At 52.4% G+C, this 26,600-nt stretch carries 27 protein-coding genes, 5 tRNA genes and 1 pseudogene; 10 read left to right on the top strand and 23 right to left on the bottom strand.

The features are described 5' to 3' along the window. Window positions 1–693: 693 nt before the first annotated feature. Together ACOTW6_RS05015 and ACOTW6_RS05010 are read right to left on the bottom strand one after the other, a co-directional pair. Entirely contained in the window at window positions 694–1,089 is a 396-nt protein-coding gene (locus ACOTW6_RS05015) for a hypothetical protein (RefSeq protein WP_213788896.1), read from the bottom strand. Between the two features lie 485 nt (window positions 1,090–1,574). Then, window positions 1,575–3,464, bottom strand: a complete 1,890-nt coding sequence (locus ACOTW6_RS05010; protein ID WP_213788897.1) for a recombinase family protein — start codon at window positions 3,462–3,464, stop codon at window positions 1,575–1,577. 50 nt (window positions 3,465–3,514) lie between these two features. Here ACOTW6_RS05010 and ACOTW6_RS05005 point away from each other — a divergent pair. Continuing rightward, window positions 3,515–4,126, top strand: a pseudogene (locus ACOTW6_RS05005) (pyridoxal phosphatase); the annotation flags it as partial. Here the strand turns inward: ACOTW6_RS05005 and modC are convergent. The 4 genes from modC to ACOTW6_RS04985 form a co-directional block, all read right to left on the bottom strand. Continuing rightward, window positions 4,127–5,185 (bottom strand): molybdenum ABC transporter ATP-binding protein ModC, encoded by a 1,059-nt coding sequence (gene modC / locus ACOTW6_RS05000; protein ID WP_023303318.1) that lies wholly within the window; start codon window positions 5,183–5,185, stop codon window positions 4,127–4,129. Then, window positions 5,185–5,877, bottom strand: coding sequence for a molybdate ABC transporter permease subunit (modB, locus tag ACOTW6_RS04995; RefSeq protein WP_015571097.1), 693 nt, complete (start codon window positions 5,875–5,877; stop codon window positions 5,185–5,187). The genes modC and modB overlap by 1 nt, the downstream gene beginning before the upstream one ends. Beyond that, window positions 5,874–6,650, bottom strand: a complete 777-nt coding sequence (modA, locus tag ACOTW6_RS04990; RefSeq protein WP_022650631.1) for a molybdate ABC transporter substrate-binding protein — start codon at window positions 6,648–6,650, stop codon at window positions 5,874–5,876. The genes modB and modA overlap by 4 nt, the downstream gene beginning before the upstream one ends. 178 nt (window positions 6,651–6,828) lie before the next feature. Beyond that, window positions 6,829–6,981: an AcrZ family multidrug efflux pump-associated protein gene (locus ACOTW6_RS04985; protein WP_003858549.1), complete on the bottom strand. Its 153-nt coding sequence runs from the start codon at window positions 6,979–6,981 to the stop codon at window positions 6,829–6,831. A 127-nt stretch (window positions 6,982–7,108) separates the two neighbouring features. Between ACOTW6_RS04985 and modE the strand changes: the two genes are divergently transcribed. The 7 genes from modE to gpmA all read left to right on the top strand — a co-directional run bounded on the left by modE (window position 7,109) and on the right by gpmA (window position 14,917). Further along, window positions 7,109–7,897, top strand: a complete 789-nt coding sequence (gene modE / locus ACOTW6_RS04980; RefSeq protein WP_033486384.1) for a molybdenum-dependent transcriptional regulator — start codon at window positions 7,109–7,111, stop codon at window positions 7,895–7,897. A gap of 67 nt (window positions 7,898–7,964) precedes the next feature. Continuing rightward, window positions 7,965–9,437 (top strand): molybdate ABC transporter ATP-binding protein ModF, encoded by a 1,473-nt coding sequence (modF, locus tag ACOTW6_RS04975; RefSeq protein ID WP_213788898.1) that lies wholly within the window; start codon window positions 7,965–7,967, stop codon window positions 9,435–9,437. A gap of 201 nt (window positions 9,438–9,638) precedes the next feature. Beyond that, window positions 9,639–10,655: a UDP-glucose 4-epimerase GalE gene (galE, locus tag ACOTW6_RS04970; RefSeq protein WP_213788899.1), complete on the top strand. Its 1,017-nt coding sequence runs from the start codon at window positions 9,639–9,641 to the stop codon at window positions 10,653–10,655. A gap of 9 nt (window positions 10,656–10,664) precedes the next feature. Continuing rightward, window positions 10,665–11,711 (top strand): galactose-1-phosphate uridylyltransferase, encoded by a 1,047-nt coding sequence (galT, locus tag ACOTW6_RS04965; protein WP_047053050.1) that lies wholly within the window; start codon window positions 10,665–10,667, stop codon window positions 11,709–11,711. A gap of 2 nt (window positions 11,712–11,713) precedes the next feature. Continuing rightward, window positions 11,714–12,862, top strand: coding sequence for a galactokinase (gene galK / locus ACOTW6_RS04960; protein ID WP_121479188.1), 1,149 nt, complete (start codon window positions 11,714–11,716; stop codon window positions 12,860–12,862). Next, window positions 12,856–13,899, top strand: a complete 1,044-nt coding sequence (galM, locus tag ACOTW6_RS04955) for a galactose-1-epimerase (RefSeq protein WP_017384956.1) — start codon at window positions 12,856–12,858, stop codon at window positions 13,897–13,899. Before galK ends, galM begins: the two co-directional genes overlap by 7 nt. Before the next feature lie 265 nt (window positions 13,900–14,164). Further along, on the top strand, window positions 14,165–14,917 hold the full coding sequence (gene gpmA, locus ACOTW6_RS04950) for a 2,3-diphosphoglycerate-dependent phosphoglycerate mutase (RefSeq protein ID WP_047053047.1): 753 nt from the start codon (window positions 14,165–14,167) through the stop codon (window positions 14,915–14,917). Window positions 14,918–14,978: 61 nt separating this feature from the next. Here the strand turns inward: gpmA and aroG are convergent, their stop codons facing one another. Next, window positions 14,979–16,031: a 3-deoxy-7-phosphoheptulonate synthase AroG gene (gene aroG, locus ACOTW6_RS04945; protein ID WP_003858564.1), complete on the bottom strand. Its 1,053-nt coding sequence runs from the start codon at window positions 16,029–16,031 to the stop codon at window positions 14,979–14,981. Between the two features lie 304 nt (window positions 16,032–16,335). On the opposite strand from aroG, the gene ACOTW6_RS04940 reads away from it, so the two are divergent. Both ACOTW6_RS04940 and zitB read left to right on the top strand, forming a co-directional pair. Next, window positions 16,336–16,695 carry a protein YbgS gene (locus ACOTW6_RS04940; protein ID WP_062932177.1) on the top strand — a complete coding sequence of 120 codons (360 nt, stop codon included), beginning with the start codon at window positions 16,336–16,338 and terminating at the stop codon, window positions 16,693–16,695. A gap of 99 nt (window positions 16,696–16,794) precedes the next feature. After that, on the top strand, window positions 16,795–17,733 hold the full coding sequence (zitB, locus tag ACOTW6_RS04935) for a CDF family zinc transporter ZitB (RefSeq protein WP_213788900.1): 939 nt from the start codon (window positions 16,795–16,797) through the stop codon (window positions 17,731–17,733). Here the strand turns inward: zitB and pnuC are convergent. From pnuC to cydX, 16 genes are all read right to left on the bottom strand, one after another. Further along, window positions 17,730–18,449 carry a nicotinamide riboside transporter PnuC gene (gene pnuC, locus ACOTW6_RS04930; RefSeq protein ID WP_023296141.1) on the bottom strand — a complete coding sequence of 240 codons (720 nt, stop codon included), beginning with the start codon at window positions 18,447–18,449 and terminating at the stop codon, window positions 17,730–17,732. The genes zitB and pnuC overlap by 4 nt on opposite strands. A 22-nt stretch (window positions 18,450–18,471) precedes the next feature. After that, a complete protein-coding gene (gene nadA / locus ACOTW6_RS04925) occupies window positions 18,472–19,515 on the bottom strand; it encodes a quinolinate synthase NadA (protein ID WP_213788901.1) in 1,044 nt (347 codons plus the stop codon). A gap of 330 nt (window positions 19,516–19,845) precedes the next feature. Then, a tRNA-Lys gene (locus ACOTW6_RS04920) sits at window positions 19,846–19,921 on the bottom strand. 31 nt (window positions 19,922–19,952) lie between these two features. Beyond that, a tRNA-Lys gene (locus tag ACOTW6_RS04915) sits at window positions 19,953–20,028 on the bottom strand. 41 nt (window positions 20,029–20,069) lie between these two features. Further along, window positions 20,070–20,145 (bottom strand) — tRNA-Lys (locus ACOTW6_RS04910). 3 nt (window positions 20,146–20,148) lie between these two features. Continuing rightward, window positions 20,149–20,224, bottom strand: a tRNA-Val gene (locus ACOTW6_RS04905). A gap of 27 nt (window positions 20,225–20,251) precedes the next feature. Beyond that, window positions 20,252–20,327 (bottom strand) — tRNA-Lys (locus ACOTW6_RS04900). Between the two features lie 161 nt (window positions 20,328–20,488). Further along, complete coding sequence (gene cpoB / locus ACOTW6_RS04895) at window positions 20,489–21,277, bottom strand: cell division protein CpoB (protein ID WP_003858574.1); 789 nt, start codon at window positions 21,275–21,277, stop codon at window positions 20,489–20,491. Between the two features lie 9 nt (window positions 21,278–21,286). Next, window positions 21,287–21,808, bottom strand: coding sequence for a peptidoglycan-associated lipoprotein Pal (gene pal, locus ACOTW6_RS04890; RefSeq protein WP_003858578.1), 522 nt, complete (start codon window positions 21,806–21,808; stop codon window positions 21,287–21,289). Between the two features lie 34 nt (window positions 21,809–21,842). Further along, window positions 21,843–23,135, bottom strand: coding sequence for a Tol-Pal system beta propeller repeat protein TolB (tolB, locus tag ACOTW6_RS04885; RefSeq protein WP_017384962.1), 1,293 nt, complete (start codon window positions 23,133–23,135; stop codon window positions 21,843–21,845). 100 nt (window positions 23,136–23,235) lie between these two features. Further along, the gene (tolA, locus tag ACOTW6_RS04880) at window positions 23,236–24,483 is read right to left on the bottom strand and encodes a cell envelope integrity protein TolA (protein ID WP_213788902.1); all 1,248 of its coding nucleotides are present in this window, start codon (window positions 24,481–24,483) and stop codon (window positions 23,236–23,238) included. A gap of 28 nt (window positions 24,484–24,511) precedes the next feature. Then, the gene (gene tolR / locus ACOTW6_RS04875) at window positions 24,512–24,940 is read right to left on the bottom strand and encodes a colicin uptake protein TolR (protein WP_003858589.1); all 429 of its coding nucleotides are present in this window, start codon (window positions 24,938–24,940) and stop codon (window positions 24,512–24,514) included. A gap of 3 nt (window positions 24,941–24,943) precedes the next feature. Next, window positions 24,944–25,636, bottom strand: coding sequence for a Tol-Pal system protein TolQ (tolQ, locus tag ACOTW6_RS04870; RefSeq protein WP_003858590.1), 693 nt, complete (start codon window positions 25,634–25,636; stop codon window positions 24,944–24,946). Continuing rightward, the gene (ybgC, locus tag ACOTW6_RS04865) at window positions 25,633–26,037 is read right to left on the bottom strand and encodes a tol-pal system-associated acyl-CoA thioesterase (RefSeq protein ID WP_003858593.1); all 405 of its coding nucleotides are present in this window, start codon (window positions 26,035–26,037) and stop codon (window positions 25,633–25,635) included. The genes tolQ and ybgC overlap by 4 nt, the downstream gene beginning before the upstream one ends. Before the next feature lie 148 nt (window positions 26,038–26,185). Next, window positions 26,186–26,476, bottom strand: a complete 291-nt coding sequence (gene ybgE / locus ACOTW6_RS04860; RefSeq protein WP_003858596.1) for a cyd operon protein YbgE — start codon at window positions 26,474–26,476, stop codon at window positions 26,186–26,188. Then, window positions 26,476–26,589 (bottom strand): cytochrome bd-I oxidase subunit CydX, encoded by a 114-nt coding sequence (gene cydX, locus ACOTW6_RS04855; protein ID WP_003858598.1) that lies wholly within the window; start codon window positions 26,587–26,589, stop codon window positions 26,476–26,478. Before cydX ends, ybgE begins: the two co-directional genes overlap by 1 nt. Between the last annotated feature and the right edge of the window lie 11 nt (window positions 26,590–26,600).

The following is a 26,600-nucleotide window of genomic DNA, read 5'->3' as shown; positions in this document are numbered from 1 at the left end:
CTGATGATCTGTTCGTCGGAAAAACGCTTCTTCATGGGGATGTCCTCATGTGGCTTATGAAGACATTACTAACATCGGGGTGTACTAATCAACGGGGAGCAGGTCAAAGTGTTTCACGATCACAAACACCGCTTTCACTAAGTTTCTTTAATTCTGCTAACTGTGCGTCAGTGACACGTACTGATACCAAGTTGGTTTTTACGTCTTTTTTATTAATTTTCATGTTAATTTCCATATTAGGTTTGATTTCGATTTCGTAGTAAATCCCATGTAAAAAGAACCCTACTCTGGGTAGGGTGTATTTCAATGGAAGGAAATTTATAGATGAGTCACAATCTACATTTTATTTATCATTTGATTCATTGCGAATGAAATGACGAAACGGAATGATGTAAACCATTCACGTTTCTCTTACTACGTTTTATTTATTATTTTCCTGCTGAATAGGTGAGCTATGTTCGAGCTTTCACCTATAATATAGCACATTTATTTTTTCTGTTTCAGATAGTTTGTTAGTAATTTATTTATTGCTGGTATCTTTAATGGTAATGTAATAATACATAGCATCATAAAGAAGATCATGCAGAGTATGTAGATAGGGAATAGTACTAATTCAGTTAAAAGATGCATTACGTTATTTACCTCTTGCTGTTGTATAAATTTATTTATCACAAGAGGTCAAATTGGGTGTACTTATGCGATGTTAAATGATGGTTTATGAATCAAACTTATGTCATAACCGCGAATACTCTTAACGAGTTCAATTAGATCCATTGTAATTAGATTGCTAAAGTACTCGGAACATTCACGCAAGCCATCTTCAGTTATTGGAAAACTTTTTCGTTCTACGCTACTTGTAATAGGTGAATCCCAATCTGGAGTTACTTCACGCGGTAATACATGTATTTGGTGAACATCCAGTTCATCACCCACAATTGTATAGTTAGTGATTATATCGTGGTCTGTACGATGCATACCAAATATTACAGGAAACTCATCACTATGTTTGATGCTTTGAATTCCACATGAATATTCAGTTCCCGCATAGAGATCACTTAGTAGCTTTTTGATTATCTTTTTGGCTTTCATACTTTCCTCTTTTAGTTTGATTAAGATGTGTTTGTTACCACGGCATTACTTCAACGTAATCCCACTGTAGCCCTGAAATTTTATATAAATGGTTAGAATGCCTTGGTATTGAAAGAAACGTTGTTTCCACGCTTTAAATATTAAAGGTTGGAGGCATGACAGTCAAAAAGCCACTTAAGTGAAATTAGCGTCAAATTTGACAGAATAATGGACAACAGAGTAATATCATCGCTCAAGGCGAATTTCCAACCCATCGGGTGCGAAATTGTAGTTTTAGATATTGCTTTTTTAGCAAAATAATGATAAGCATATCTATCAAAATCGCTTTATCGTTAGCCTATACCTATTCCAACATTTTCTTTTTATTTTCTGTTATTTTCCCTACTTTATCCTAAAAAAGAAATAACCAATTGTTTTTAAACGAATTATCCCGCACTGAATGGTACGGGAACACAACATTTGAAGATGTGCCTCACTCACTAACGTTAGGCAGTCAATGTATTGAACTGGTTACGCATCCAGACACCTACGGCATCATTAGGATCAACAGCATCTACATAGTTCAGCAATAGCGAGTAATCAATGATGCTCAATGGTTCCCCTTCTATGTTGATTAGCCGTGGTGATGTAACACCCTCAACAACGATACTAAAGGATGGCGTACAATACGCTACAGTATCGCCAAAACGCTCTATAGCAACGCCAGAAACCAGTACAGGTTCTTTCTTAGCCTCAACGAATAGGACGTGCTTGAGTACTTCCACTTTCTTATAATTGATTGTAATCACATAGTGCTTACCAGTTCGGTAAAGCTGAATACTATCCAATATCTTAGATAGCTCTGCTGACATCCTTGCACGTACTTCAATGTTCTTAACATCGAATAGTACGGAAGGATCAACCATTTTAAGGTAATCAGTATCTACTTGTACTTCGGTGAACGTAGTTTGTCGTTCTTTTAGTTCCTTTAACCTATCTTCTGATTCTTCAAGTTCGACCAGCACGGCAAAGGGTATCTTTTTACCCGTATTGCGAATCCGTTCAATGTTTAGTTTATAGTCCTCAATGTGTGCTTCTTCTTCTTCAATTTTTAAGCGTACTAATTCAATCTCTGGATTTATTTCATTCGGTTTTAGAATTTGGGTGAAGTCCAGATTCTTGATATGTTCTATAACGAATTGTTCAACTACTTCATACTGTAGAGCCTTGTTATCACACAGTCCGTCGCGTTCAGCAATACATCGGATGTATCTATATTCCTCAGTGAACTTACCTTTTTTCTTTGAATCGCGTTTAGCCACTACTACATTATGATACATTGCCTCACCACAACGAGCACAACGGCAAATACCATTAAAGATATTACTCTGTATGATTTCCTTTCCTGTATCTACTTCCAATTCAATTACATTACCATCACGATCTAAGTATGGTTTATTAGTAATTGGATCATAGAATTTCTTGAGTACTTTACCACCAGTTACTTTAGCACCTGGGCGACGTGATTTTAGTAACTCCTGTACTAAATTAAATTCCTCTTTTGAAATAGCAATTGGATATACATCCATTTCATAACGTTTCTGATCTACTGGATTGGAGGTACTGCTATAATCCCTAATGATTTCACTAATAAAAATTGAACCAGTCACCCTCTTATTACGTAGTAGTTTATGAATAGATTCACCACGCCATAAGCGACCAGATTCAAACAACCATTCACTACCTCTTTCATTAAGCATTTTAGCTATAGTAGGTGTGCCAATACCTGTTTGATACAAACGAAAAATTTCACGCACAATAGCTACTTTATCGTTCAGTTCATATTTATCTTCTACTATATCTATCCACTGTGGACGCTTGTTAGTGACGATAGTACCTTGCTTGAATGCTTGTTCACGCTTCCGCCGCCAACCATCACGTATACGGTCACTCTTGATTTTCGACTCTTCATACGCACGCTGAGCAGACATAGCGACTATTGGCAACATAGCACTATTGCCACGGTTAATAAGCATATTCAATGAAACATCATGAATAGTAATATTGTGTCTATCCAGTTCTGCCAAGTACCCGACAACCTGGAATGGATTTTGACGGCTAAACCTATCGATACTTTCCAGTACTAAATGTGAATCATCCCACATACCAGCACGTACTTGATCCATCCATCGGCCTAACTCCCCTTCAGACATGTTCAGTCCTTTGAAAGCTGATACACCTTGATCGCTAATAATGGTAGCTTCTGGATCATCCATTTCTGCCAGCAAGTTAATACGCTCTACATATGCCTTCAGATTTTGTTCTTGCCTCTCAATACCCGTTCCAGATAGTTGCAATTCTGTACTAACACGATGATAGATAAAGCATTTTTTCATTTTATTGTTATCCCATTCATGATAACTATTTGTTTGTAGAACACATCATACATTTGTATGATTATCAGGCAAAAAAGGTTTTAGCCTCCGATCCGCTTCCCGTTACGCAGGCGCTGCAATTGATTGATTTACTGGATGAGCACGCCATTCACGGCCTGATGTATGTGGATAACGCCATGGTGTATGAACGCCCTACCGGCCATGTGATCCGCACCAGCAACTGGGCCCTGTCTCTGCCGGAAGCGCAGCGTCCGGTGTTCACTCAGGTTTCCTCCCTGCGCCAGGCGGCGGAAGACGTCGACGCAATCTGGAAATTTGCCCTGACCGATGAAGACACAGCCAAACTGAATACCTTCGCAAAACATGTCGAGCATACGCTGGGTCTGGAATGTGAATGGTCCTGGCACGATCAGGTGGATATCGCCCGCAAAGGCAACAGTAAAGGAAAGCGTCTGACCCAGTTCGTTGAATCGCAGGGCGGATCAATGCAGGACGTGATTGCTTTCGGCGATAACTATAACGACATCAGCATGCTGGAAGCGGCCGGAACGGGCGTGGCGATGGGTAATGCCGATGACGCGGTGAAAGCGCGTGCTGACGTGGTGATTGGCGATAACACCACCGACAGCATCGCGCAGTATATTTATACCCACCTGCTGTAATCAGGCGGTGATGGAGACGCTCTTGATTTGCGCGTAAAGCCACAGGCCAGGCTTGATGCCCAGCTCATCCCTGGCCCACGGGCTGATGCGCGCCCACAGCGTTCTGCTGCCCACTTCCAGCTGCACTTCCACCTGGCCGTTATCATCAAAACACTGCGCTACTTTTGCGCGCAAAATATTGCGGATACTGGTTTGCAGCGGCGGTTGCAGGACCAGAGAGACATCCGACGCCTGAATGCGGATCCGTAACGTGGACTGAATCGGCGTATCGATTTTATTCACCCACAAATGCTGATCGCCCAGCGCCAGCGCAGTCATCGCGTAGTGCGGATGGTGCTCCAGCACGCTCACCTTCAGAATGCTGCTCTGCTGCTCCTTTGGCAGCCATGGATGCATAACGCTGCTGCCCCACACCTCCTCCAGATTGCCGAATGCCTTCACCCTGCCCGCTTCCAGCACCAGCACTTTGTCGGCCAGATGTAAGATCTCATCCAGCGAATGGCTGACGTAGAGCATGGGCACGTTGATTTCCCGCGCCAGACGTTGCAGATACGGCAGCAGCTCGCGCTTGCGCGGAATATCCAGCGAGGCCAGCGGCTCATCCAGCAGCAACAGTTCCGGCGCGGTTAACAGGGCGCGGCCAATCGCCACGCGCTGTTTTTCACCCCCCGACAGCGACGACGGCAGACGATCCAGCAGCGGTTCGATGCCCAGCAGCGCCACCAGCTTATCGAACTGTCCGGCCATGCTTTTTGCCATGCCGTAACGCAGGTTCCCGCGTACGCTGTAGTGCGGAAACAGGCGCGCATCCTGAAACACATAGCCGATACGGCGTTTGTCCGGTGACAGGCAGACCTTCTTCTCCGCGTCATTCAAGACGCGGTTATTTAACACAATACGGCCAGACTGGGGACGCGTCAGGCCGCTAATCGCATTAATCAGCGACGTTTTCCCCGCCCCGGACACGCCAAAAATGGCGGTGATACCGCTGGCAGGCAGCGTTTCGTTCAGCGTCAGGGTGTGGCTGCCCAGGGTTTGCGTAAAGTTGAGTTCCAGCATCACGGTTTCCCCATCCGTTCACGGCTGAGGCGCGCCAGCCACTCAGACACCAGCAGCGAGACCAGAGCGAGCACAATCGAAATAATACACAGCCGGGCCGCCGCACCTTCGCCGCCCGGGGTCTGAATCAGGGTATACATGGCCGACGGGATGGTCCGCGTCTCGCCGGGAATGTTCGACACAAAGGTGATGGTCGCGCCAAACTCACCCAGCGAGCGGGCGAAGGCTAACACCGTACCGACGATAATGCCCGGTAACGTGAGCGGAAGCGTAATGGTCAGGAATACCCGCCAGCGGCCTGCGCCCAGCGTGCGGGCGGCCTGTTCTAACCGAGTATCCACCCCTTCCAGCGCCAGACGGATAGCGCGCACCATCAGCGGGAAGGACATTACCGCCGCGGCCAGAACCGCGCCGCGCCAGCTGAAAGCAAAGGTCAGTCCGAACCAGTCGTACAGCCATTCGCCGATAAAGCCGCGTCGACCCATGGAGATCAGCAGCAGATATCCGACCACCACAGGCGGTAAGACAAGCGGAAGATGGAGAACACTGTCGAGCAGGGCTTTGCCTGGAAACTTCACGCGAACCAGTAACCAGGCAAAGAACACCCCAAAGGGCAAACTCAGCGCAACCGCCAGGGAAGAGACTTTCAGGCTCAGCAGCACGGCCTGCCATTCAGGTTCGGTCAATATCATTCGTGAGTCGTAAATCCGTAACGTTTAAAGATCGCGGACGCTTCTGGCCCCTTCAGGTAGTCAACGAAGGCCGTCACGCTCGCATTTTTATGTCCATCAACTATCGCAACAGGATATTCCACTTTCTTATGCGAGTCTTCCGGGAAGGTGCCCACCACCTTCACCCCTTTACTGGCGACGGCATCGGAGCCGTAAACGATCCCGAGTGGCGCTTCGTTACGCTCCACCAGCGCCAGCGCGCCACGCACATCTTCTGCGGGAGCCAGCTTCGGCGATAAGGTCTCCCACGCGCCCAGTTTTTGTAGCGCTTCTTTCGCATAAATCCCGGCAGGAACATGCTCCGGATCGCCTACCGCCAGACGGCCACCGTTGAGCAGACGGGTCCAGTCCGTCTGTTTGTTGATGGCGATGTCGCCCTGCTTGCTGTTTGCGGGCGCGACCACCACCAGGCTATTTCCCAGCAGCGTTTCGCGGGTAGCCGTATCAACAGATTTTTTCTCCACCGCGTAATCCATCCATTTCTGATCGGCAGAGATGAACAGATCCGCGGGCGCCCCCGCTTCAATCTGGCGGGCCAGCGTGGACGAGGAGGCAAACGACGAGACCACCTCGACGTTTTTCTCTTTTTTGTATACCGCAGCAATATCCTGCATCGCGTTAGTCAGCGACGCCGCCGCAAAGACCGTGATTTTGCCTTCATCCGCCAGCGCGTGGCCGGTGAGTGAGAGAGTCAGCGTGGCCCCTGCGAAAAGGCGTACCCATGAACGTGCCATTTGAAGCTCCTGTGCGTATCGTTATATACAAATAAATATAACGACATATCGCATGCGTTCCTAGCGCTAAATCGTACCCATTAATGCGTAAACTCAAGGAACGTTGTAAAAGATATCGGCGGGAGAGGAATAAACTTGAGAGCAAAACGCCCGGGCTGGCCGGGCGTTTTGGAGGAAATCATTGCTGCTTTTTAGGCTGGTCACGACGATGACCAATGTTCGAAAAGACGTTGAACACTTCACCCAGGCCGTAGATGGCACCGAGGATGATAGCCATCACTACTGGCACCATGATTACCGCGAATACCAGACTTTTCAACAACTCTAACATGGTTTTCTCCAGATCTTGTGAACGGCTTATTCTACCCTGAAAAGTAAGAAAAACATCCCCTTTTGTGCGGTGCGCTTTCCGCCCCCGGGCATTTGGGTCACAATAGCCTTTTTGCCGGGACACTGATATGCAGGCTGAAATTCTCCTCACCCTACGACTTCAGCAGAAGCTTTTCGCCGATCCGCGACGCATCGCCCTGTTAAAACAAATAGAACAAACTGGCTCGATTAGCCAGGGTGCCAAAAACGCTGGCATCAGCTATAAAAGCGCCTGGGATGCGATTAACGACATGAACACCCTGAGCGAACATACGCTGGTTGAGCGCGCCACCGGCGGGAAAGGCGGCGGCGGCGCCGTGTTGACGCGTTACGGGCAACGTCTGATCCAGCTCTACGATTTACTGGCGCAGATCCAGCAAAAAGCATTTGATGTGCTGAGCGATGACGACAACCTGCCGCTGGACAGCCTGCTGGGCGCCATCTCCCGTTTCTCTTTGCAGACCAGCGCCCGCAACCAGTGGTTTGGTACGGTGACGGGGCGCGATCATTCGCAGGTGCAGGAGCATATTGAGATCCTGCTCGCGGACGGTACGACGCGCCTGAAAGCCGCCATCACCGCGCAAAGTGGTCAACGCCTTGGGCTGAACGAAGGTCAGGAGGTGCTGGTATTACTCAAAGCGCCCTGGATCAGCATCGCACTCAACCCTGAGCAGGCCGCAGAGGCCGACAACCAGCTACGCGGGCGTATCAGCCACATCGAGCGCGGCGCAGAACAGTGTGAAGTGCTGATGACCCTGCCGGATGGACAGTCGCTCTGCGCCACCGTTCCGGTGAACGACGCGACAGAATTAGACGAAGGTGCTGTGGTGACCGCATATTTCAATGCAGACCGGGTAATTATCGCCACATTGTGCTAAGCGCATTGACAACCCCGCTAACACTGAGTATCCCTGACATCTGTTGCTGCAAAAAATGGGATAACACATGTCATCATTGCATATTTCGCAAGGCACGTTTCGTCTTAGCGATACCCGTACCTTATCGCTGCCAGAGTTAACCCTTCGCGCCGGAGAAAGCTGGGCGTTTGTGGGCACGAATGGCAGCGGAAAATCCGCGCTGGCCCGCGCTCTGGCAGGCGAATTAACCCAACTGAAGGGTGAACGTCGGTGCACCTTTACCCGGCTGACGCGCCTTTCCTTCGAACAGCTGCAAAAGCTGGTCAGCGATGAGTGGCAGCGTAACAATACCGATTTGCTCAGCCCCGGCGAAGAAGATACCGGCCGCACGACGGCGGAAATTATCCAGGATGAGATAAAAGATCCTGCCCGCTGTCAGCAGCTGGCGGAGCAATTTGGTATTACCGCCCTGCTTAATCGCCGTTTCAAATACCTTTCTACCGGCGAGACGCGCAAAACGCTGCTGTGTCAGGCGCTGATGAGCGAGCCGGAACTCCTGATCCTGGATGAACCGTTTGACGGACTGGATGTGCAGTCCCGCGCGCAGCTGGCAGCGTTGCTGGCGTCGCTTAACCAGCAGGGATACACGCTTGTGCTGGTTCTTAACCGCTTTGATGAGATCCCGGATTTCGTACATTATGCGGGCGTGCTGGCGGACTGTAGCCTGACCGAAACCGGCGAGAAAGCCGTACTGCTCCGGCAGGCGCTGATTGCGCAGCTGGCGCACAGCGAGAAACTGGACGGTATTGCCCTGCCGGAGCCGGATGCGCCTTCAGCACGCCACGGGCTGGAGCCTGACCAGCCGCGCATTGTGCTGCGCGATGGGGTGGTTGCTTACGACTATCGCCCTATTCTTAATCACCTCAGCTGGACGGTTAATCCTGGTGAGCACTGGCAGATCGTCGGCCCCAACGGGGCGGGTAAATCCACGCTGCTGAGCCTGATCACCGGGGATCACCCGCAGGGATACAGCAACGATCTCACCCTGTTCGGCCGTCGCCGCGGCAGCGGGGAAACCATCTGGGATATCAAAAAGCACATCGGCTATGTCAGCAGCAGCCTGCATCTGGACTACCGGGTGAGCACCACGGTGCGAAACGTGATCCTCTCTGGCTTCTTCGACTCCATTGGTATTTATCAGGCGGTATCTGACAAGCAGCACAAGCTGGCGCAGCAGTGGCTGGATATTCTGGGTATGGACAACCGGGTAGCTGATGCGCCATTCCACAGCCTGTCGTGGGGACAGCAGCGGCTGGCATTGATCGTCCGCGCGCTGGTCAAGCACCCTACGCTGCTGATTCTTGACGAACCGTTGCAGGGGCTGGATCCGCTCAACCGTCAGCTGATCCGCCGCTTTGTGGATGTGCTGATTAGCGAAGGTGAAACCCAGCTGCTGTTTGTGTCTCACCATGCTGAAGATGCCCCGTCCTGCATCACCCATCGGCTGGAATTTGTCCCTGACGGCGAGCAATACCGCTACCTGCTGAGCAAAATCGATTAACGCGTGGAGGGCGCTGCCCTCCGCTTTTCAGACAACCTGCAACAATACATCTCTATCTCTTTGATCTACAATGCACTCAGTCTGTGAAAAAGCGCGTGTGAAAACCAGTGTAAACGATACCACTATTTTATCCCATGTCACACTTTTCGCGTCTCTGATATGCTATGGTTAATTCATACCATAAGCCTAATGGAGCGAAATATGCGAGTTCTGGTAACAGGTGGTAGCGGTTACATAGGAAGTCATACCTGTGTGCAACTGCTGCAAAGCGACCACGATGTCGTCATTCTTGATAACCTGTGCAACAGTAAGCGCAGCGTGCTGCCGGTCATTGAACGTCTTTCGGGTAAACAGCCGACTTTCGTGGAAGGCGACATCCGCAATGAAGCGTTGATGACTGAAATCCTTCACGATCACGCGATTGAAACCGTTATCCACTTCGCTGGCCTGAAAGCGGTTGGCGAATCGGTGGCAAAACCGCTTGAGTACTATGACAACAACGTCAACGGTACCCTGCGTCTGATCTCCGCCATGCGTGCGGCCAACGTTAAAAACTTTATCTTCAGCTCCTCCGCGACCGTCTACGGCGATCAGCCAAAAATTCCTTACGTTGAAAGCTTCCCGACCGGTACGCCGCAAAGCCCGTATGGCAAAAGCAAGCTGATGGTAGAGCAGATCCTGACCGACCTGCAAAAAGCCCAGCCTGAGTGGAGCATCGCCTTACTGCGCTACTTCAACCCGGTTGGCGCGCATCCGTCAGGTGATATGGGCGAAGATCCGCAGGGCATTCCTAATAACCTGATGCCGTATATCGCGCAGGTTGCCGTAGGGCGCCGCGATTCCCTGGCGATTTTTGGTAACGATTATCCCACCGAAGATGGCACCGGCGTGCGCGATTACATTCACGTTATGGATCTGGCCGACGGCCACGTGGCGGCGATGCAGCAGCTGGCGGATAAACCGGGCGTGCATATTTACAACCTCGGCGCCGGGATCGGCAGCAGCGTGCTGGACGTGGTGAATGCCTTCAGTAAAGCCTGCGGCAAGCCAGTGAAGTATCACTTCGCTCCCCGCCGGGATGGCGACCTCCCGGCTTACTGGGCCGATGCCACCAAAGCGGATAAAGAGCTTAACTGGCGTGTCACCCGCACGCTTGATGAAATGGCACAGGATACCTGGCACTGGCAGTCACGCCATCCGCAGGGTTATCCGGATTAAGGATTTGTCATGACGCAATTCAATCCCGTCGATCACCCGCATCGTCGTTTTAACCCGCTCAGCGGGCAATGGATTTTAGTTTCACCGCATCGCGCCAAGCGCCCCTGGCAGGGGGCGCAAGAGACGCCTGCCAAACAGACGCTGCCGCAGCATGATCCGGACTGTTTCCTCTGCCCGGGCAATACGCGCGTGACGGGCGATAAAAACCCGGACTACCAAGGCACCTTCGTGTTTACTAACGACTTTGCCGCGCTGATGACCGATACGCCGGACGCGCCGGAAAGCCATGACCCGCTGATGCGCTGCGAAAGCGCCCGCGGCACCAGCCGCGTGATCTGCTTCTCGCCCGATCACAGCAAAACGCTGCCGGAGCTGAGCGTGGATGCCCTGAAAGAGGTGGTCAGCACCTGGCAGGCGCAAACCGCAGAACTGGGGCAGAGCTATCCGTGGGTGCAGGTGTTCGAAAACAAAGGCGCGGCGATGGGCTGCTCCAACCCGCATCCGCACGGTCAGATCTGGGCGAACAGCTTCCTGCCGAATGAAGCCGAGCGTGAGGACCGACTGCAAAAAGCCTATTTCGCCCAGAACGGTTCGCCGATGCTGGTGGATTACACCCAGCGTGAGCTGGCGGATGGCAGCCGTACCGTGGTGGAAACCGAGCACTGGCTTGCCGTGGTCCCTTACTGGGCGGCGTGGCCGTTTGAGACGCTGCTACTGCCGAAAGCCCATGTTCAGCGCATTACCGAACTCAGCGACGCCCAGCGTGACGACCTGGCGCTGGCGCTGAAAAAACTGACCAGCCGCTACGACAACCTCTTCCAGTGCTCCTTCCCCTACTCCATGGGCTGGCACGGCGCGCCGTTTAACGGCGAAGAGAATCAACACTGGCAGTTACATGCACACTTCTACCCGCCGCTGCTGCGTTCTGCGACGGTACGTAAATTCATGGTGGGCTATGAAATGCTGGCGGAAACCCAGCGCGACCTGACGGCGGAACAGGCGGCAGAACGTCTGCGTGCCGTTAGCGACGTCCATTACCGCGAATCAGGAGTCTAAAAATGAGTCTGAAAGATAAAACACAATCCCTGTTTGCTGAAAAATTTGGCTACCCTGCCACCCATGTTATCCAGGCGCCAGGCCGCGTTAATCTGATCGGCGAGCACACCGACTATAACGACGGTTTTGTCCTGCCGTGTGCCATCGACTACCAGACGGTGATCAGCTGCGCGAAACGCGACGATCGTCAGGTGCGAGTGATCGCCGCGGATTACGGCAACGAAATTGACGAATTTTCCCTTGATGCGCCGATCGTGACCCACGACAGCCAGCAGTGGTCGAACTATGTTCGCGGCGTGGTGAAGCACCTGCAAAAGCGTAACAAGAATTTCGGCGGGGCCGACATGGTCATCAGCGGCAACGTGCCGCAGGGGGCGGGATTAAGCTCTTCCGCATCGCTGGAAGTGGCGGTCGGCACCGTGTTCCAGCAGCTTTATCATCTGCCGCTGGACGGGGCGCAGATCGCCCTCAACGGTCAGGAAGCGGAAAACCAGTTCGTGGGCTGCAACTGCGGCATTATGGATCAGCTGATTTCCGCGCTGGGCAAGAAAGAACACGCTTTGCTGATTGACTGCCGCTCCCTCGGAACCAAAGCGGTTCCGCTGCCTAAAGGTGCGGCTGTGGTGATCATCAACAGCAACTTCAAACGCACCCTGGTGGGCAGCGAGTACAACACCCGTCGCGAACAGTGCGAAACCGGCGCGCGCTTCTTCCAGCAGCCAGCCCTGCGTGATGTCTCACTTGATGAATTTAACAAGGTTGCTCACGAACTGGACCCGGTTGTCACGAAGCGCGTGCGTCATATACTGACGGAAAATGCCCGTACCGTAGAAGCCGCCTCCGCGCTGGCGAAAGGTGACCTGAAACGGATGGGCGAGCTGATGGCCGAATCGCATGCCTCCATGCGTGACGATTTCGAAATCACCGTGCCGCAAATCGACACCCTGGTTGAAATTGTGAAAGCCACGATTGGCGACAAAGGCGGCGTGCGTATGACCGGCGGCGGATTCGGCGGGTGCGTCGTCGCCCTGGTGCCGGCAGAGCTGGTCCCTGCCATTCAGGACGCGGTGGCTAAACAATACGAAGCCAAAACGGGCATCAAAGAAACTTTCTATGTCTGCAAAGCATCACAAGGAGCCGGACAGTGCTAAACGAAACACCAACACTCGCACCGGATGGTCTGCCGTATCGCCTGTTAACCCTGCGCAACAGCGCCGGGATGGTGGTTACGCTGATGGACTGGGGCGCAACGTTACTTTCTGCCCGCGTACCGATGCCTGACGGCAGCGTGCGCGAAACCCTGCTTGGCTGCGCATCGCCGGAGCAGTATATCGAGCAGACCGCTTTTCTGGGCGCATCCATAGGCCGCTACGCTAACCGCATCGCCAGAAGCCGGTTTACGCTGGACGGCGTAACGTATTCCCTGCTTGCCAGCCAGGGCGAAAATCAGCTGCACGGCGGCCCGGAAGGGTTTGATAAACGTCGCTGGAAGATTGTGCAGCAAAATGACGGTGAGGTCTGGTTCTCTCTGGACTCCCTCGATGGAGACCAGGGCTTCCCGGGCAATCTCACCGCAACCGCGCGCTTCACCCTGACCGAAGATAATCGCATCGCCATTGAGTACCGCGCGACCGTCGATAAGCCGTGCCCGGTCAATCTGACTAACCACGCCTATTTCAACCTTGACGGTAATCAGACCGATGTCCGCAGCCACAAACTCCAGATCCTGGCGGACGAGTATCTGCCGGTCGATGAGATGGGTATCCCTTATCAGGGGCTGAAACCGGTAAGCGGTAATAGCTTTGATTTCCGTCAGCCGAAAACCATCGCCCAGGATTTCCTGAGTGATGACGATCAGCGCAAGGTGAAAGGCTACGACCACGCGTTCCTGTTGCAGGCGAAAGGCGATCTTTCTCAACCTGCCGCACAGGTCTGGTCTGCTGATGAGAAGTTACAGATGACGGTCTACACCACCGCCCCCGCCCTACAGTTTTACTCCGGTAACTATCTGGAGGGTACCACGGCGCGTGAACATGACGCCTACGGCGCCTGGCAAGGACTGGCGCTGGAGAGCGAGTTCCTGCCGGACAGTCCTAACCATCCTGAATGGCCGCAGCCGGACTGTGTGCTTCGTCCGGGTGAAGAGTACGTAAGCGTCACCGAGTATCATTTTATTCCGCGCGCTTAATATCCGGCGGCGCACGGGCCTACGAATGTAGGCCTGATAAGCGAAGCGCCATCCGGCAAAAAAGCCTGGCCCTCACCGCGAGGGCTTTTTTATCTCCGCCTTGCTGAAAATAGCGGCGATCGCAGACAAAATCATAACCCTGGATTCACATGCATCTTACACTCTCGAACTATTTTCGCTATGGTTAGGGTTAAGCGTTGCTGCTGGCACAGTCACGGCAATATAATGAGAATTGTTATCATTCAAAATGCTTGAGGAGTAAGAAATGGCTAATACTAAGCTTGTCCTGGTGCGCCACGGCGAAAGCCAGTGGAACAACGAAAACCGCTTCACCGGTTGGTATGACGTTGATCTGTCCGAGAAAGGCGTGAGCGAAGCAAAAGCGGCAGGTAAACTGCTGAAAGATGAAGGCTTCACCTTTGACTTTGCTTACACCTCTGTGCTGAAACGTGCCATCCATACCCTGTGGAACATTCTGGACGAGCTGGATCAGGCCTGGCTGCCGGTTGAGAAATCCTGGAAACTGAACGAGCGTCACTACGGTGCGCTGCAAGGTCTGAACAAAGCGGAAACCGCAGAAAAATACGGTGACGAGCAGGTTAAGCAGTGGCGTCGTGGTTTTGCGGTCACGCCTCCAGAGCTGAGCAAAGATGACGAGCGCTACCCGGGCCACGATCCGCGTTACGCGAAGCTGACTGAGGCTGAACTGCCGCAGACCGAAAGCCTGGCGCTGACCATCGACCGCGTTGTGCCTTACTGGAACGAAACCATTCTGCCACGCCTGAAAAGCGGCGAGCGCGTCATTATCGCTGCTCACGGTAACTCCCTGCGTGCGCTGGTGAAATACCTGGACAACATGGGTGAAGATGAAATCCTCGAGCTGAACATCCCTACCGGCGTGCCGCTGGTGTACGAGTTCGACGAAAACTTCAAGCCAGTTAAACATTACTACCTGGGTAACGCCGACGAAATCGCTGCAAAAGCGGCGGCCGTGGCGAACCAGGGTAAAGCGAAGTAATATTCGCCGGACATAAAAAAAGCGTGGAGCAATCCACGCTTTTTTATTGCCCGCGACAAACTTAGCCGCGACGCGCTTTTACCGCATCCGCCAGCTGACGCAGGATCGCATCGGTATCGTCCCAGCCAATGCAGGCATCCGTCACGCTCTTACCGTAGACCAGCGGCTCGCTGCCCTCCAGGTTCTGGTTGCCTTCCACCAGATGGCTCTCAATCATCACCCCAATCACTGCGCGTTCACCGCTGGCGATTTGCTGACACACATCTGCGCCGACTTCCATCTGCTTTTTAAACTGTTTGCTGGAGTTGGCATGGCTGAAATCGATCATCACCTGCGGTGCCAGACCCGCTTTCTCCAGCCCTGCTTTTACCTCCGCTACGTGTTTAGCACTGTAGTTAGGCTCTTTACCGCCGCGCAGTATGATATGGCAATCGCCATTACCGCTGGTGTTCACGATAGCCGAGTGGCCCCACTTGGTCACCGACAGGAAGCAGTGCGGCGCGCCAGCCGCATTAATGGCGTCAATAGCGACTTTAATGGTGCCATCAGTGCCATTTTTGAAACCCACCGGGCATGACAGGCCAGACGCCAGCTCACGGTGAACCTGGGATTCCGTCGTACGCGCGCCAATAGCGCCCCAGCTCATCAGGTCAGCCAGATACTGTGGGGTGATCATATCGAGGAATTCACCGGCAGCAGGCAGCCCGCTGTCGTTGATCTCCAGCAGCAGCTTACGCGCAATGCGCAGGCCGTCGTTAATCTGGAAACTGTTGTCCATATGCGGATCGTTGATCAACCCTTTCCAGCCCACGGTGGTACGCGGTTTTTCGAAATAAACGCGCATCACGATTTCCAGTTCGCCTTTCAGCTCTTCACGCAGGGCGAGCAGGCGCGACGCATACTCTTTGGCCGCAGCAGGATCGTGAATGGAGCACGGCCCAATGACTACCAGAAGACGATCGTCGCTACCTTTCAGGATCTTGTGGATCGCCTTGCGGGCATGAGACACCGTGTTGGCGGCATTTTCGGTGGCGGGGAATTTTTCAAGGAGCGCTACGGGAGGTAATAACTCATTGATCTCTTTAATGCGTAAATCGTCGTTCTGATAATTCATCTTCTTTCCGGCTCTGCCATATCTTTAGTAATGAAAGCAATCCTTTCAATCTAACTTGTCGGCCACGAAGTGTAAACTGGATTTTACACTTCGCGCAGATAATTCCTGGAATTCGCCTAAAATACGCAACAAAATAGCGAAAAATGAGATCTGGCCTAAGCTTTTTACTTGTAACGACTGTTTTTAAATATTTATACGCGATTCCATCCTGACATAAATCAGGAAACCGGGATCTTTCGCCACTGAACAAGATGCACTGTTGGAGAATGTTATCCAGCGTAACGATAAGAACAGGAGCACCATGATGAAAATGACGAAACTGACTACGCTTTTCCTGACGGCAACCCTTACCCTGGCAAGCGGTAGCGTACTGGCTGCTGATGCAGGCTCATCCGGCAGCAACGGCGACGCGAATGCCGCTGCCGAGGCGGGCCAGGTTGCGCCGGATGCAAAACAGAATATTGCGCCAAACAATGTTGATAACAGTAATATCAATACGGGCAATACCAATACCGGCGGGACGAGCACAGGCACGATGAACCATGACGGTATGAGCACCGACGAGGTGCACAAAAACTCAGTGTGTAAAGACGGGAAATGCCCGGACCCGAATGACAAAGTGGGCAGCGATGCCAATACTAAAACGGACGGTACTACCCAGTAACCTTCCGTAAGGTAAAACAGGGAGAGCGAATGCTCTCCTTTTTTATTTAAGCTCTTAAAAACGCTACACTAAAAATAATAATAAATCAGGAACGATACCATGGCGCACTCCCACTCCCATTCCCATTCCACTGGCGATGAAAATGCCAAACGGCTTTTGCTGGCTTTTGGCATCACTGCCACCTTTATGATAATTGAGGTAACAGGCGGGCTGATATCCGGATCGCTGGCGCTGCTGGCCGATGCCGGGCATATGCTGACCGACGCTGCCGCGCTCCTGTTTGCTCTGCTGGCCGTGCAGTTTGCCCGTCGCCCTCCCAATGCCCGCCACACCTTTGGCTGGCTCAGACTGACCACGCTTGCCGCCTTTGTGAATGCGATTGCGCTGGTGGTCATTACTATTCTTATCGTCTGGGAGGCATTTCAGCGCTTTCGGCATCCACAACCAGTAGCCGGGACGACAATGATGGTTATCGCCATTGCCGGGTTGGTCGCCAATATTCTGGCGTTCTGGATATTGCACCGCGGCAGCAGCGAAAAAAATCTGAACGTACGGGCCGCGGCGCTTCATGTACTGGGCGATCTGCTGGGTTCCGTAGGTGCTATCGTAGCCGCGCTGATCATTATGGGCACGGGCTGGACTCCCATCGACCCGATTCTTTCCGTGCTGGTATCGTGCCTTGTATTACGCAGTGCCTGGCGGCTGTTGAAAGAGAGCGTCAATGAGCTGCTGGAAGGCGCTCCCACGTCGCTGGATATTGGCGAGCTAAAACGCAATCTGTGTCGTTCCATTCCTGAAGTCCGTAACGTTCACCACGTTCACGTCTGGCTGGTGGGTGAGAAACCGCTTATGACGCTGCACGTTCAGGTTATTCCGCCCCACGATCACGATGCGTTGCTTGAACGTATTCGGCACTTCCTTGAGCATCACTACGAAATTGCGCACGCCACCATCCAGATGGAGTATCAGCCCTGTAACGGGCCAGACTGTCACCTGAACGAGGCGCAGTCCGGCCACTCACACGTCCATCACCATTAACGGGAAAGCGCGCGAGAGCCACGCTCACGCGCGCTGTTAATCCACATGCGGCTACCATTCAGGGCAATGACGGTCAGCAGCATGTACTCCAGCGACATGGCATAAACACCCTGACGGGCAAAAATCACCACGCTAATGACGTTGATGACCACCCACAGCAGCCAGTTCTCAACGTATTTACGGGTCATCAGGATCATTGCGGCAATCGACAACACCATCATGCAGGAATCCCAGAACGGGAAGGCATCCGGCTGAAGCTCAGGCATCGTCACGTTTAATCCCAGACCCGACATGACCGAGACCGCCACGCGCGTCAGGAAGGCAAATACCGGATCAATAAAGACGGTCATAAAGCCAATAGCCACCACGCAGGCCGCGAACCAGGCGATGGCTTTTGGCAACGGCAGCCAGCGGATTTGCAGTTCCGCCTCCTGCTGACTGTTTTGCCGAGACCAGGCGTACCAGCCATAGATATTGGCTGCGAAGAAGAACAGCTGTAGAAGCAGGCTGGCGTAGAGCTGGATCTGGAAAAAAATGATCGCAAACAGCGTGACGTTTATCAGCCCGAACGCATAGTTACTTATCTTCTCAAGGCTGGCCAGCCAGATACAGAGTAAACCGGCCAGCGTACCCACCGCTTCAATCCACGACAGGTCATAGCCGCCCGCACCAATCGGGATATGAACCAGGATGTTCTGTGTGCTAAAAAAATCCATTTTTTCTCCGGGGCGTAATAAGTTAAGTACGTAGTGTAGCCGCAAAATCCAGCATACGGTTAAGTGGAATTAACGCCCCTTCACGCAGAGCGACATCCACGTGGATCTCATGCGCTGCGCCACCGTTCTCCAGCCCCTCCGCAAGCGCTTTGAGCCCATTCATCGCCATCCACGGACAATGCGCGCAGCTTCGGCAGGTCGCCCCTTCTCCGGCGGTCGGCGCTTCGAGCAACGTTTTTTCCGGCACGGCCTGCTGCATCTTATAGAAGATACCGCGATCGGTCGCCACAATGAGCTGCTTGTGCGGGAGGGTTTTCGCAGCATGAATAAGCTGGCTGGTTGACCCGACGGCATCCGCCATGTCGACGATGGACTGCGGGGATTCCGGGTGCACCAGAATCGCGGCGTCCGGGTATAACCCTCTCATGCGCGTCAGGGCCTGGGTCTTAAACTCGTCGTGAACGATACAGGCACCCTGCCAGCATAGTACATCCGCACCGGTCTGTTTTTGTACGTAGTTTCCCAGGTGACGATCGGGCGCCCAGATGATTTTTTCCCCCAGGCTGTCCAGATGCTCAATCAGCTCAACGGCGATACTGGACGTCACTACCCAGTCCGCCCGGGCTTTCACCGCCGAAGACGTGTTGGCATAGACCACCACGGTACGGTCAGGGTGGGCATCACAGAAGGCGGTGAACTCATCAATCGGGCAACCGAGGTCAAGGGAGCATTCAGCATTCAGCGTCGGCATCAGTATGGTTTTTTCCGGGCTGAGAATTTTTGCCGTTTCGCCCATGAAGCGCACACCTGCAACCAGCAGCGTGGAGGCAGGATGTTTAGCACCGAAACGCGCCATTTCCAGGGAGTCTGAAATACAGCCGCCCGTCTCTTCCGCCAGCTGCTGAATTTCCGGGTCGGTGTAGTAATGCGCCACCATCACCGCATCACGCTCTTTGAGCAGGCGCTTGATTTTCTCACGATAGAACTGTTTTTCATCCCGGCTTAGCGGAGCGGGCTTCGGCGGGAAGGGATAGATTGCGGTTTCGGGATCAAACATCACACTCATTATGGCTTCTCGTTTTACTGGCTTAACAATATTGCCTTTGTTTTGCATGAGATAACAAAAATGAGGCAATTGTGTTTTGTATACTAAACAAGATAGCGAATTTGAGGGGGAATGTCATCGGGATTTGATGCCGGTAGCATTTGTTGGGTGGCGGCTTCGCCTTACCCGACCTACAAGGGCCTGGCGAACGACAGACAGCAAAAAGTCGCCTTTAGGGCGCCTTTTTACACTGGTGGGTCGTGCAGGATGACTCGGCTTCGCCTCGCCCTTCGGGCCGTTGCTAACGCAACGTTATCCTTCACGTTTAATATCTGAGTAAAACATTAAAATTGGTGGGTCGTGCAGGATTCGAACCTGCGACCAATTGATTAAAAGTCAACTGCTCTACCAACTGAGCTAACGACCCCTTGCGGGATGTACTTCAAATCTATTCAGGCTGGTGGGTCGTGCAGGATTCGAACCTGCGACCAATTGATTAAAAGTCAACTGCTCTACCAACTGAGCTAACGACCCATTCGGGTGTTGCCTGAATTATCACTCGGAACCAATAAAATTGGTGGGTCGTGCAGGATTCGAACCTGCGACCAATTGATTAAAAGTCAACTGCTCTACCAACTGAGCTAACGACCCGAGTGGTGGGTGATGACGGGCTCGAACCGCCGACCCCCTCCGTGTAAAGGAGATGCTCTACCAACTGAGCTAATCACCCACTCTGTACTGCCGGAACTGCTTTAAGTGGTGGGTCGTGCAGGATTCGAACCTGCGACCAATTGATTAAAAGTCAACTGCTCTACCAACTGAGCTAACGACCCACTTTTGCGCTGCTTTCACGTTGTTTGATATCCCGTGGCAACGGCGGCATATATTACTGATTTAAGAATTCTGCGCAACAAAAATTTCGATGAAGATCACTTAACTGCTTAGGAATCATGCTGCACGACCAGAAATGACGCGATTTCTGGTCATGCGATAATCAACCCATCGAACTCAAACGTTTTTGCGCTTGTTTGGCGCCGTCTGTACCCGGGAATTTCGCAACCACTTGCTGATAAACCGCTTTGGCTTTTGCAGTGTCGCCTTTGTCCTGCATGATCACGCCGACTTTATACATCGCATCAGGCGCTTTCGGTGATTTCGGGTAATTTTTCACCACAGAGGCAAAATAAAACGCCGCATCATCCTTTTTACCCTTGTTGTAATTCAACTGACCCAGCCAGTAGTTCGCATTTGGCTGGTAAGTGGAATCAGGGTACTTCTTAACGAAGTTCTGAAACGCAACGATAGCATCGTCTTGCCGCGATTTGTCCTGCACCAGGGCAATGGCCGCGTTGTAGTCCGTATTCGCGTCACCGCTCTGTACAGGCGCACCAGACGACGCGGAGGCATCAGCCGCAGGTGCAGGCGTTGCCGCACCGCTTTGATCGCCTGCTGCTGGCTGTGCTGCTGCTCCGCCGCTGTTCAGGCTATCCATCTGCAACAAAATTTGCTTCTGGCGCTCCACAACCTGATTAAGCTGATACTGACTCTCCTGGATCTGACCACGAAGGGAATCAATATCATTCTGGTTATCGGAAAGCTGCTGCTGGAGTTGAGTTAAAAGCTGGCTGTGAGCGTTAGAAATACGCTCGAGTTGAGTGACCCGGTCTTCTACCGAGCCTGAGCCGACACTACTGATTGGTGCCTGAGCAAAAGCGGCCCAGGGGGCCGCTATTCCAACCAGTAACGACAGACTCATCAGATGATGTCTGAAGTTACTGCTCATGCAATTCTCTTAGTAAACGAGTACGGCACGACGGTTTTTGGAGTAAGCCGCTTCGTCGTGACCCAGTACTGCTGGTTTTTCTTTACCGTAAGAAACGATGGAGATCTGGTCAGCAGAAACGCCTTTACCCTGGAGGTACATTTTAACAGCGTTTGCACGACGTTCACCCAGGGAGATGTTGTACTCCGGAGTACCACGTTCGTCCGCATGACCTTCTACGGTGACTTTGTAAGACGGGTTGCTACGCAGGAAGTTTGCGTGCGCATCCAGCATTGCAGCGAAGTCAGAACGGATGTCGTATTTATCCAGATCGAAGTAAACGATGTTGTTCTGCTGTAACTGCTGCATCTGAAGACGCGCTTGCTCTTCAGAAGACATATTGCCATTGCCGTTAGCGTCCATACCGGTGCCGGCACCCATCATGCCTTCGCCGCTCTGGTCATTGCTTGCGTTCTTGTTAGAAGAACACGCTGCGATTGCCATAACAGGCAGAGCGATCATCAGCCCCTTCAGCACTTTGTTCAGTTGCATTTCTAAGATTCCTTTAGTAATCAATTAATTATTATTACAGATACGGCGACCAGGCAGGTGATTTTACCTGTCCATCAGTTGCCGGAAGACGCGCTTTGAAACGCCCATCTGTAGAAACCAGATTCAGCACGGATCCCATCCCCTGAGAAGAGCTGTAGATTACCATGGTGCCGTTAGGTGCCAGACTTGGCGTTTCATCCAGGAACGTTGACGACAGTACTTGTACGCCCCCCGTTACCAGATCTTGTTTGGCAATGTGCTGCTGACCACCCGCAGTACTGACCATTACCATTGTTTTACCATCGGCACTGACGTCAGCATCCTGGTTCTGAGAACCTTCCCAGGTAATACGCTGCGCTGCTCCGCCGTTGATATTCACTTTATAAACTTGTGGACGACCTGCCTGGTCAGACGTAAAGGCCAGATTCTGGCTGTCCGGGAACCAGGTTGGTTCAGTGTTGTTGCTACGACCATCCGTGACCTGACGGATCTGACCAGAACCAATATCCATCACGTACAGGTTCAGGCTACCGGTTTTAGACAGGGCAAACGCCAGTTTGGTACCGTCCGGAGAGAACGCAGGCGCACCGTTGTGACGCGGGAATGACGCAACCTGACGCACAGCACCGTTAGAGAGCGTCTGGATGACCAGCGCGGAACGGCCGCTTTCGAAGGTCACGTACGCCAGCTTAGAGCCGTCCGGAGACCATGCCGGAGACATCAGCGGCTGTGGTGAACGGTGTACGGTGAACTGGTTGTAGCCATCGTAGTCAGAGACGCGCAGCTCATAAGGGAACTGGCCGCCGTTGGTCTGTACTACGTACGCGATACGAGTACGGAACGCACCTTTTATACCGGTCAGCTTCTCAAACACTTCGTCACTCGCCGTGTGGCCTGCGTAACGCAGCCACTGCTTGTTCACCTTATACGTATTTTGAGCCAGAACGGTACCCGGCGCACCGCCGGTATCCACCAGCTGATAAGCGACGTTATAGCCGCCGTCTGGCGCAGGGGTAACCTGTCCAACAACCACGGCATCAATACCCAGTGCAGACCATGCAGCAGGTTGAACTTCCTGCGCAGTACCCGGCTGCTGCGGCAGACGAGAACGATCTAAGGGGTTAAATTTACCGCTGTTACGCAGGTCAGCTGCAACAATGCCGCCAATATCTTCAGGCGCAGCGCCCGGGCCTGCCCACTGGAACGGAACGACACCGATTGGACGCGCTGAGTCGTTCCAGTCGGTAATGTCGATGCTTACTGTGGCATGCACTGCTGACGTCAACAGTACTAAAAAACCAAAAGCTAATCGTAATGCCTGCTTCATCATATCTCCCTTATCCGAACAATAAGTCCTGGATAATTTAGCAGAAGGTTAACAAACTCAAATACACAAAACTATCAGAACCCGATAACCGCAGCTCTGCTTATGGCTTAAAGTTCAGCGAAGCGTCTTTGAACACTTCATAGACAGCCTGTGACGGAGGTTTTGGCAGTTTTGCCTGATTCACTGCCACAAGTGCAGCCTGGCATAACGCTTCATCTCCCCCTTCTGACTCAACGCTCAGCACCATACCATCCGTAGCCAGTTTAATATGCAGTCGGCACGTTTTCCCGGTATAGAGCGATTTATCGTTAAGTCTGCTGGCAATAGCCGCAGCAATCTGATTCTTATAGTCGTTGATCTCAGCGCCAGAAGCACCGTTGTTCTTAGTGTTACCACTTCCTGCCGGTGCTGCGTTACTTCCTTTCGCCCCACCGCCCGTTTTCGGTGCATTCTTACCGGAACTCAGGTCGCCCAGCAGATCGTCAACCCCTGCGGCAGCGGCTTTTTCCGCAGCAGCGGCCTTTTTAGCTGCGGCTTTTTCGGCAGCCGCTTTCTTATCAGCAGCGGCTTTCTCAGCTGCCGCTTTTTTATCAGCAGCGGCTTTTTCCGCAGCGGCGGCTTTTTCTGCCGCAGCTTTCTCGGCCGCGGCCGCTTTTTTCGCAGCATCGGCAGCTGCTTTCTTCTCTGCTTCCTGCGCAGCTTTTTTGGCGGCTTCCGCTTCAGCTTTCTTCTGTGCGTCAGCGGCCGCTTTTTTCGCCGCTTCGGCTTCTGCTTTCTTCTTCGCATCAGCAGCGGCTTTCTTCGCCGCTTCGGCTTCCGCTTTCTTCTGCGCATCAGCAGCCGCTTTCTTCGCCGCGTCTGCGGCTAACTTAGCCTGAGCATCTGCCTGCGCCTTCGCGTCTGCTGCGGCTTTGGCTGCCGCCTCTTCCGCCTGCTTCTGCTGTTCTTGAGCTTTCTTCGCTGCGGCTTCAGCCTGTTTCTGCTGCTCCGCCTGCTCTTTTGCGGCTTCCTGCGCCTGCAAACGCTCTTTCTCAAGCTGCTTCAGACGTTCCTGCTCGGCGGCCTGCTTTTCACGCAGCTCTTCCGCCTGCTGTTGCGCCTGTTTTTCACGCTGTTCTTCCGCGCGTTTTGCGCTCGCCTGCTGCTGTTGCTGGCGATTATAGTTCTGCACTACCGCACCGGGATCCACCATGACGGCGTCGATGGACGAGCCTCCACTGCCGCCTGATGCATCAAGGTGCTCATCGAACGAACTCCAGATCAGCGCTGCAAAAAGAATTACGTGCAGCACTGCGGAGACGATTATCGCTCGCTTAAGCTTGTCGTTCTGTTCGGTTGCCTTTGACACTATCGGTTCCCAAAAACTACGCAGATGATCAAATAGGCTGAGTCATTAAGCCAACTGACTTAACGCCCGCGCTATGTAGCAAGTTCAGCGCTTTGATAATTTCATCATATGGTACGTCTTTCGCACCACCGATTAAGAAGACCGTCTTCGGATTTGACTCCAGGCGTCGTTGCGCTTCAGCAATAACCTGCTCTGGCGGAAGCTGATCCATACGATCTTTCTCTACCACCACGCTGTACTGCCCTACGCCGGAAACCTCAATGATGACCGGAGGATCGTCATTGGTGCTTACCGCCTGTGATTCTGTCGCATCCGGCAGATCAACTTCCACGCTCTGGGTGATGATGGGCGCTGTCGCCATAAAGATCAGCAGCAGCACCAGCAGCACGTCCAGTAACGGAACGATATTGATTTCGGACTTGAGCTCGCGACGACCTCGTCCACGCGATCTGGCCATGGTTTACCCCTTGTTGCTCTCGGTGCTGGTAAACGCCTGACGATGCAGAATCGCGGTGAACTCTTCCATAAAGTTGTCGTAGTTCAGTTCCAGTTTGTTCACGCGCTGGTTCAGACGGTTGTACGCCATTACCGCCGGAATTGCGGCGAACAGACCGATTGCGGTCGCGATCAGTGCTTCTGCGATACCCGGTGCAACCATCTGCAACGTTGCCTGCTTCACCGCCCCCAGGGCGATAAAGGCGTGCATGATCCCCCACACCGTTCCAAACAGGCCGATATACGGGCTGATGGAGCCAACGGTGCCGAGGAAAGGAATATGCGTTTCAAGATTTTCCAGTTCGCGGTTCATGGAGATGCGCATCGCGCGCGACGCCCCTTCTACCACGGCTTCCGGCGCATGGCTGTTAGCGCGATGTAAGCGAGCGAACTCTTTGAAACCGCTGTAGAAAATTTGTTCGGAGCCTGAAAGGTTATCACGGCGTCCCTGGCTTTCCTGGTACAGACGAGAAAGCTCAATACCCGACCAGAACTTATCTTCAAACGCTTCGGCTTCGCGGCCAGCGGCATTGAGGATACGCGTTCTCTGGATGATGATGGCCCAGGATGCGATTGAAAAACCAATCAAAATCAACATGATAAGTTTAACCAGAAGGCTTGCCTTCAGGAACAAATCAAGGATATTCATGTCAGTCACTGCTTAAACTCCGCGACAATAGACTTAGGAAGCGCACGAGGCTTCATTATGGTTGGATCAACACAGACAATCAGGACTTCAGCTGAGTTCAGTACCGTGTTCTCTGCATTGACTATCCGCTGCGTGAAAACCAGTGAAGTTCCGCGCATTGATGTAATTTCTGTTTGGACTTCGAGCATATCGTCGAGTCTGGCAGGCGCAAAATACTCAAGCGTCATCTTGCGTACCACGAAGGCAACTCGCTCAGCCAACAGCACCTGTTGACTAAAGTGATGATGGCGCAGCATCTCTGTGCGTGCCCGTTCATAAAAAGCAACGTAGCTGGCGTGGTAGACCACACCACCGGCATCGGTATCTTCGTAATAGACACGTACCGGCCATCGAAACAGCGTTGTATTCACTTTACATCCCGGTAATACAAGAAAAGTTGGAGCTTTCAAACTTCGCTACTATACGCGCGGGAATGATGGTTTGGAATGGGGGAAAGTAAACGGAGAGTAAATTTTTATGGGCCAGGGTAAGCCCATAACGTTAACGGACATTTCTTATTCAGAAGAAGAAGAAAATCAAACCGGCGAGGAGAACCAGATCGGCAATCAGTGGGCAGAAGATGCCCTGCCAGTGAAGCGCTTTCGGACGAAAGCCGACACCGTGAATCACCCCTGCGCACACCGCCCACATAATCAGGAAGCCGTGCCAGATTTCAAGCTCGCTGGTTTTCGCCGCGAAGCGCGACGGGTCCCAGAAGATACAGCCTGCCAGCAGTAATGCCATAATGAGGGAAAGCGCCCTCAAGGGGCGCTTATCCATTACCGCATATAACGTTGCGATAATATTCATTAGTGCTTTTCTTCACCTGCTTTGGTCGCTTCTACATGCTCAAGCGCCAGGGCAGTGATGACACCAAACGCACAGGCAAGAAGCGTCCCTAAAATCCATGCGAAATACCACATATTCAGCTCCT

The sequence above is a fragment of the Enterobacter cloacae complex sp. IR5403 genome (genome assembly GCF_049238705.1).
Lineage (GTDB): Bacteria > Pseudomonadota > Gammaproteobacteria > Enterobacterales > Enterobacteriaceae > Enterobacter > Enterobacter hormaechei_C.
This window is presented reverse-complemented; position numbering and strand designations above follow the sequence as displayed.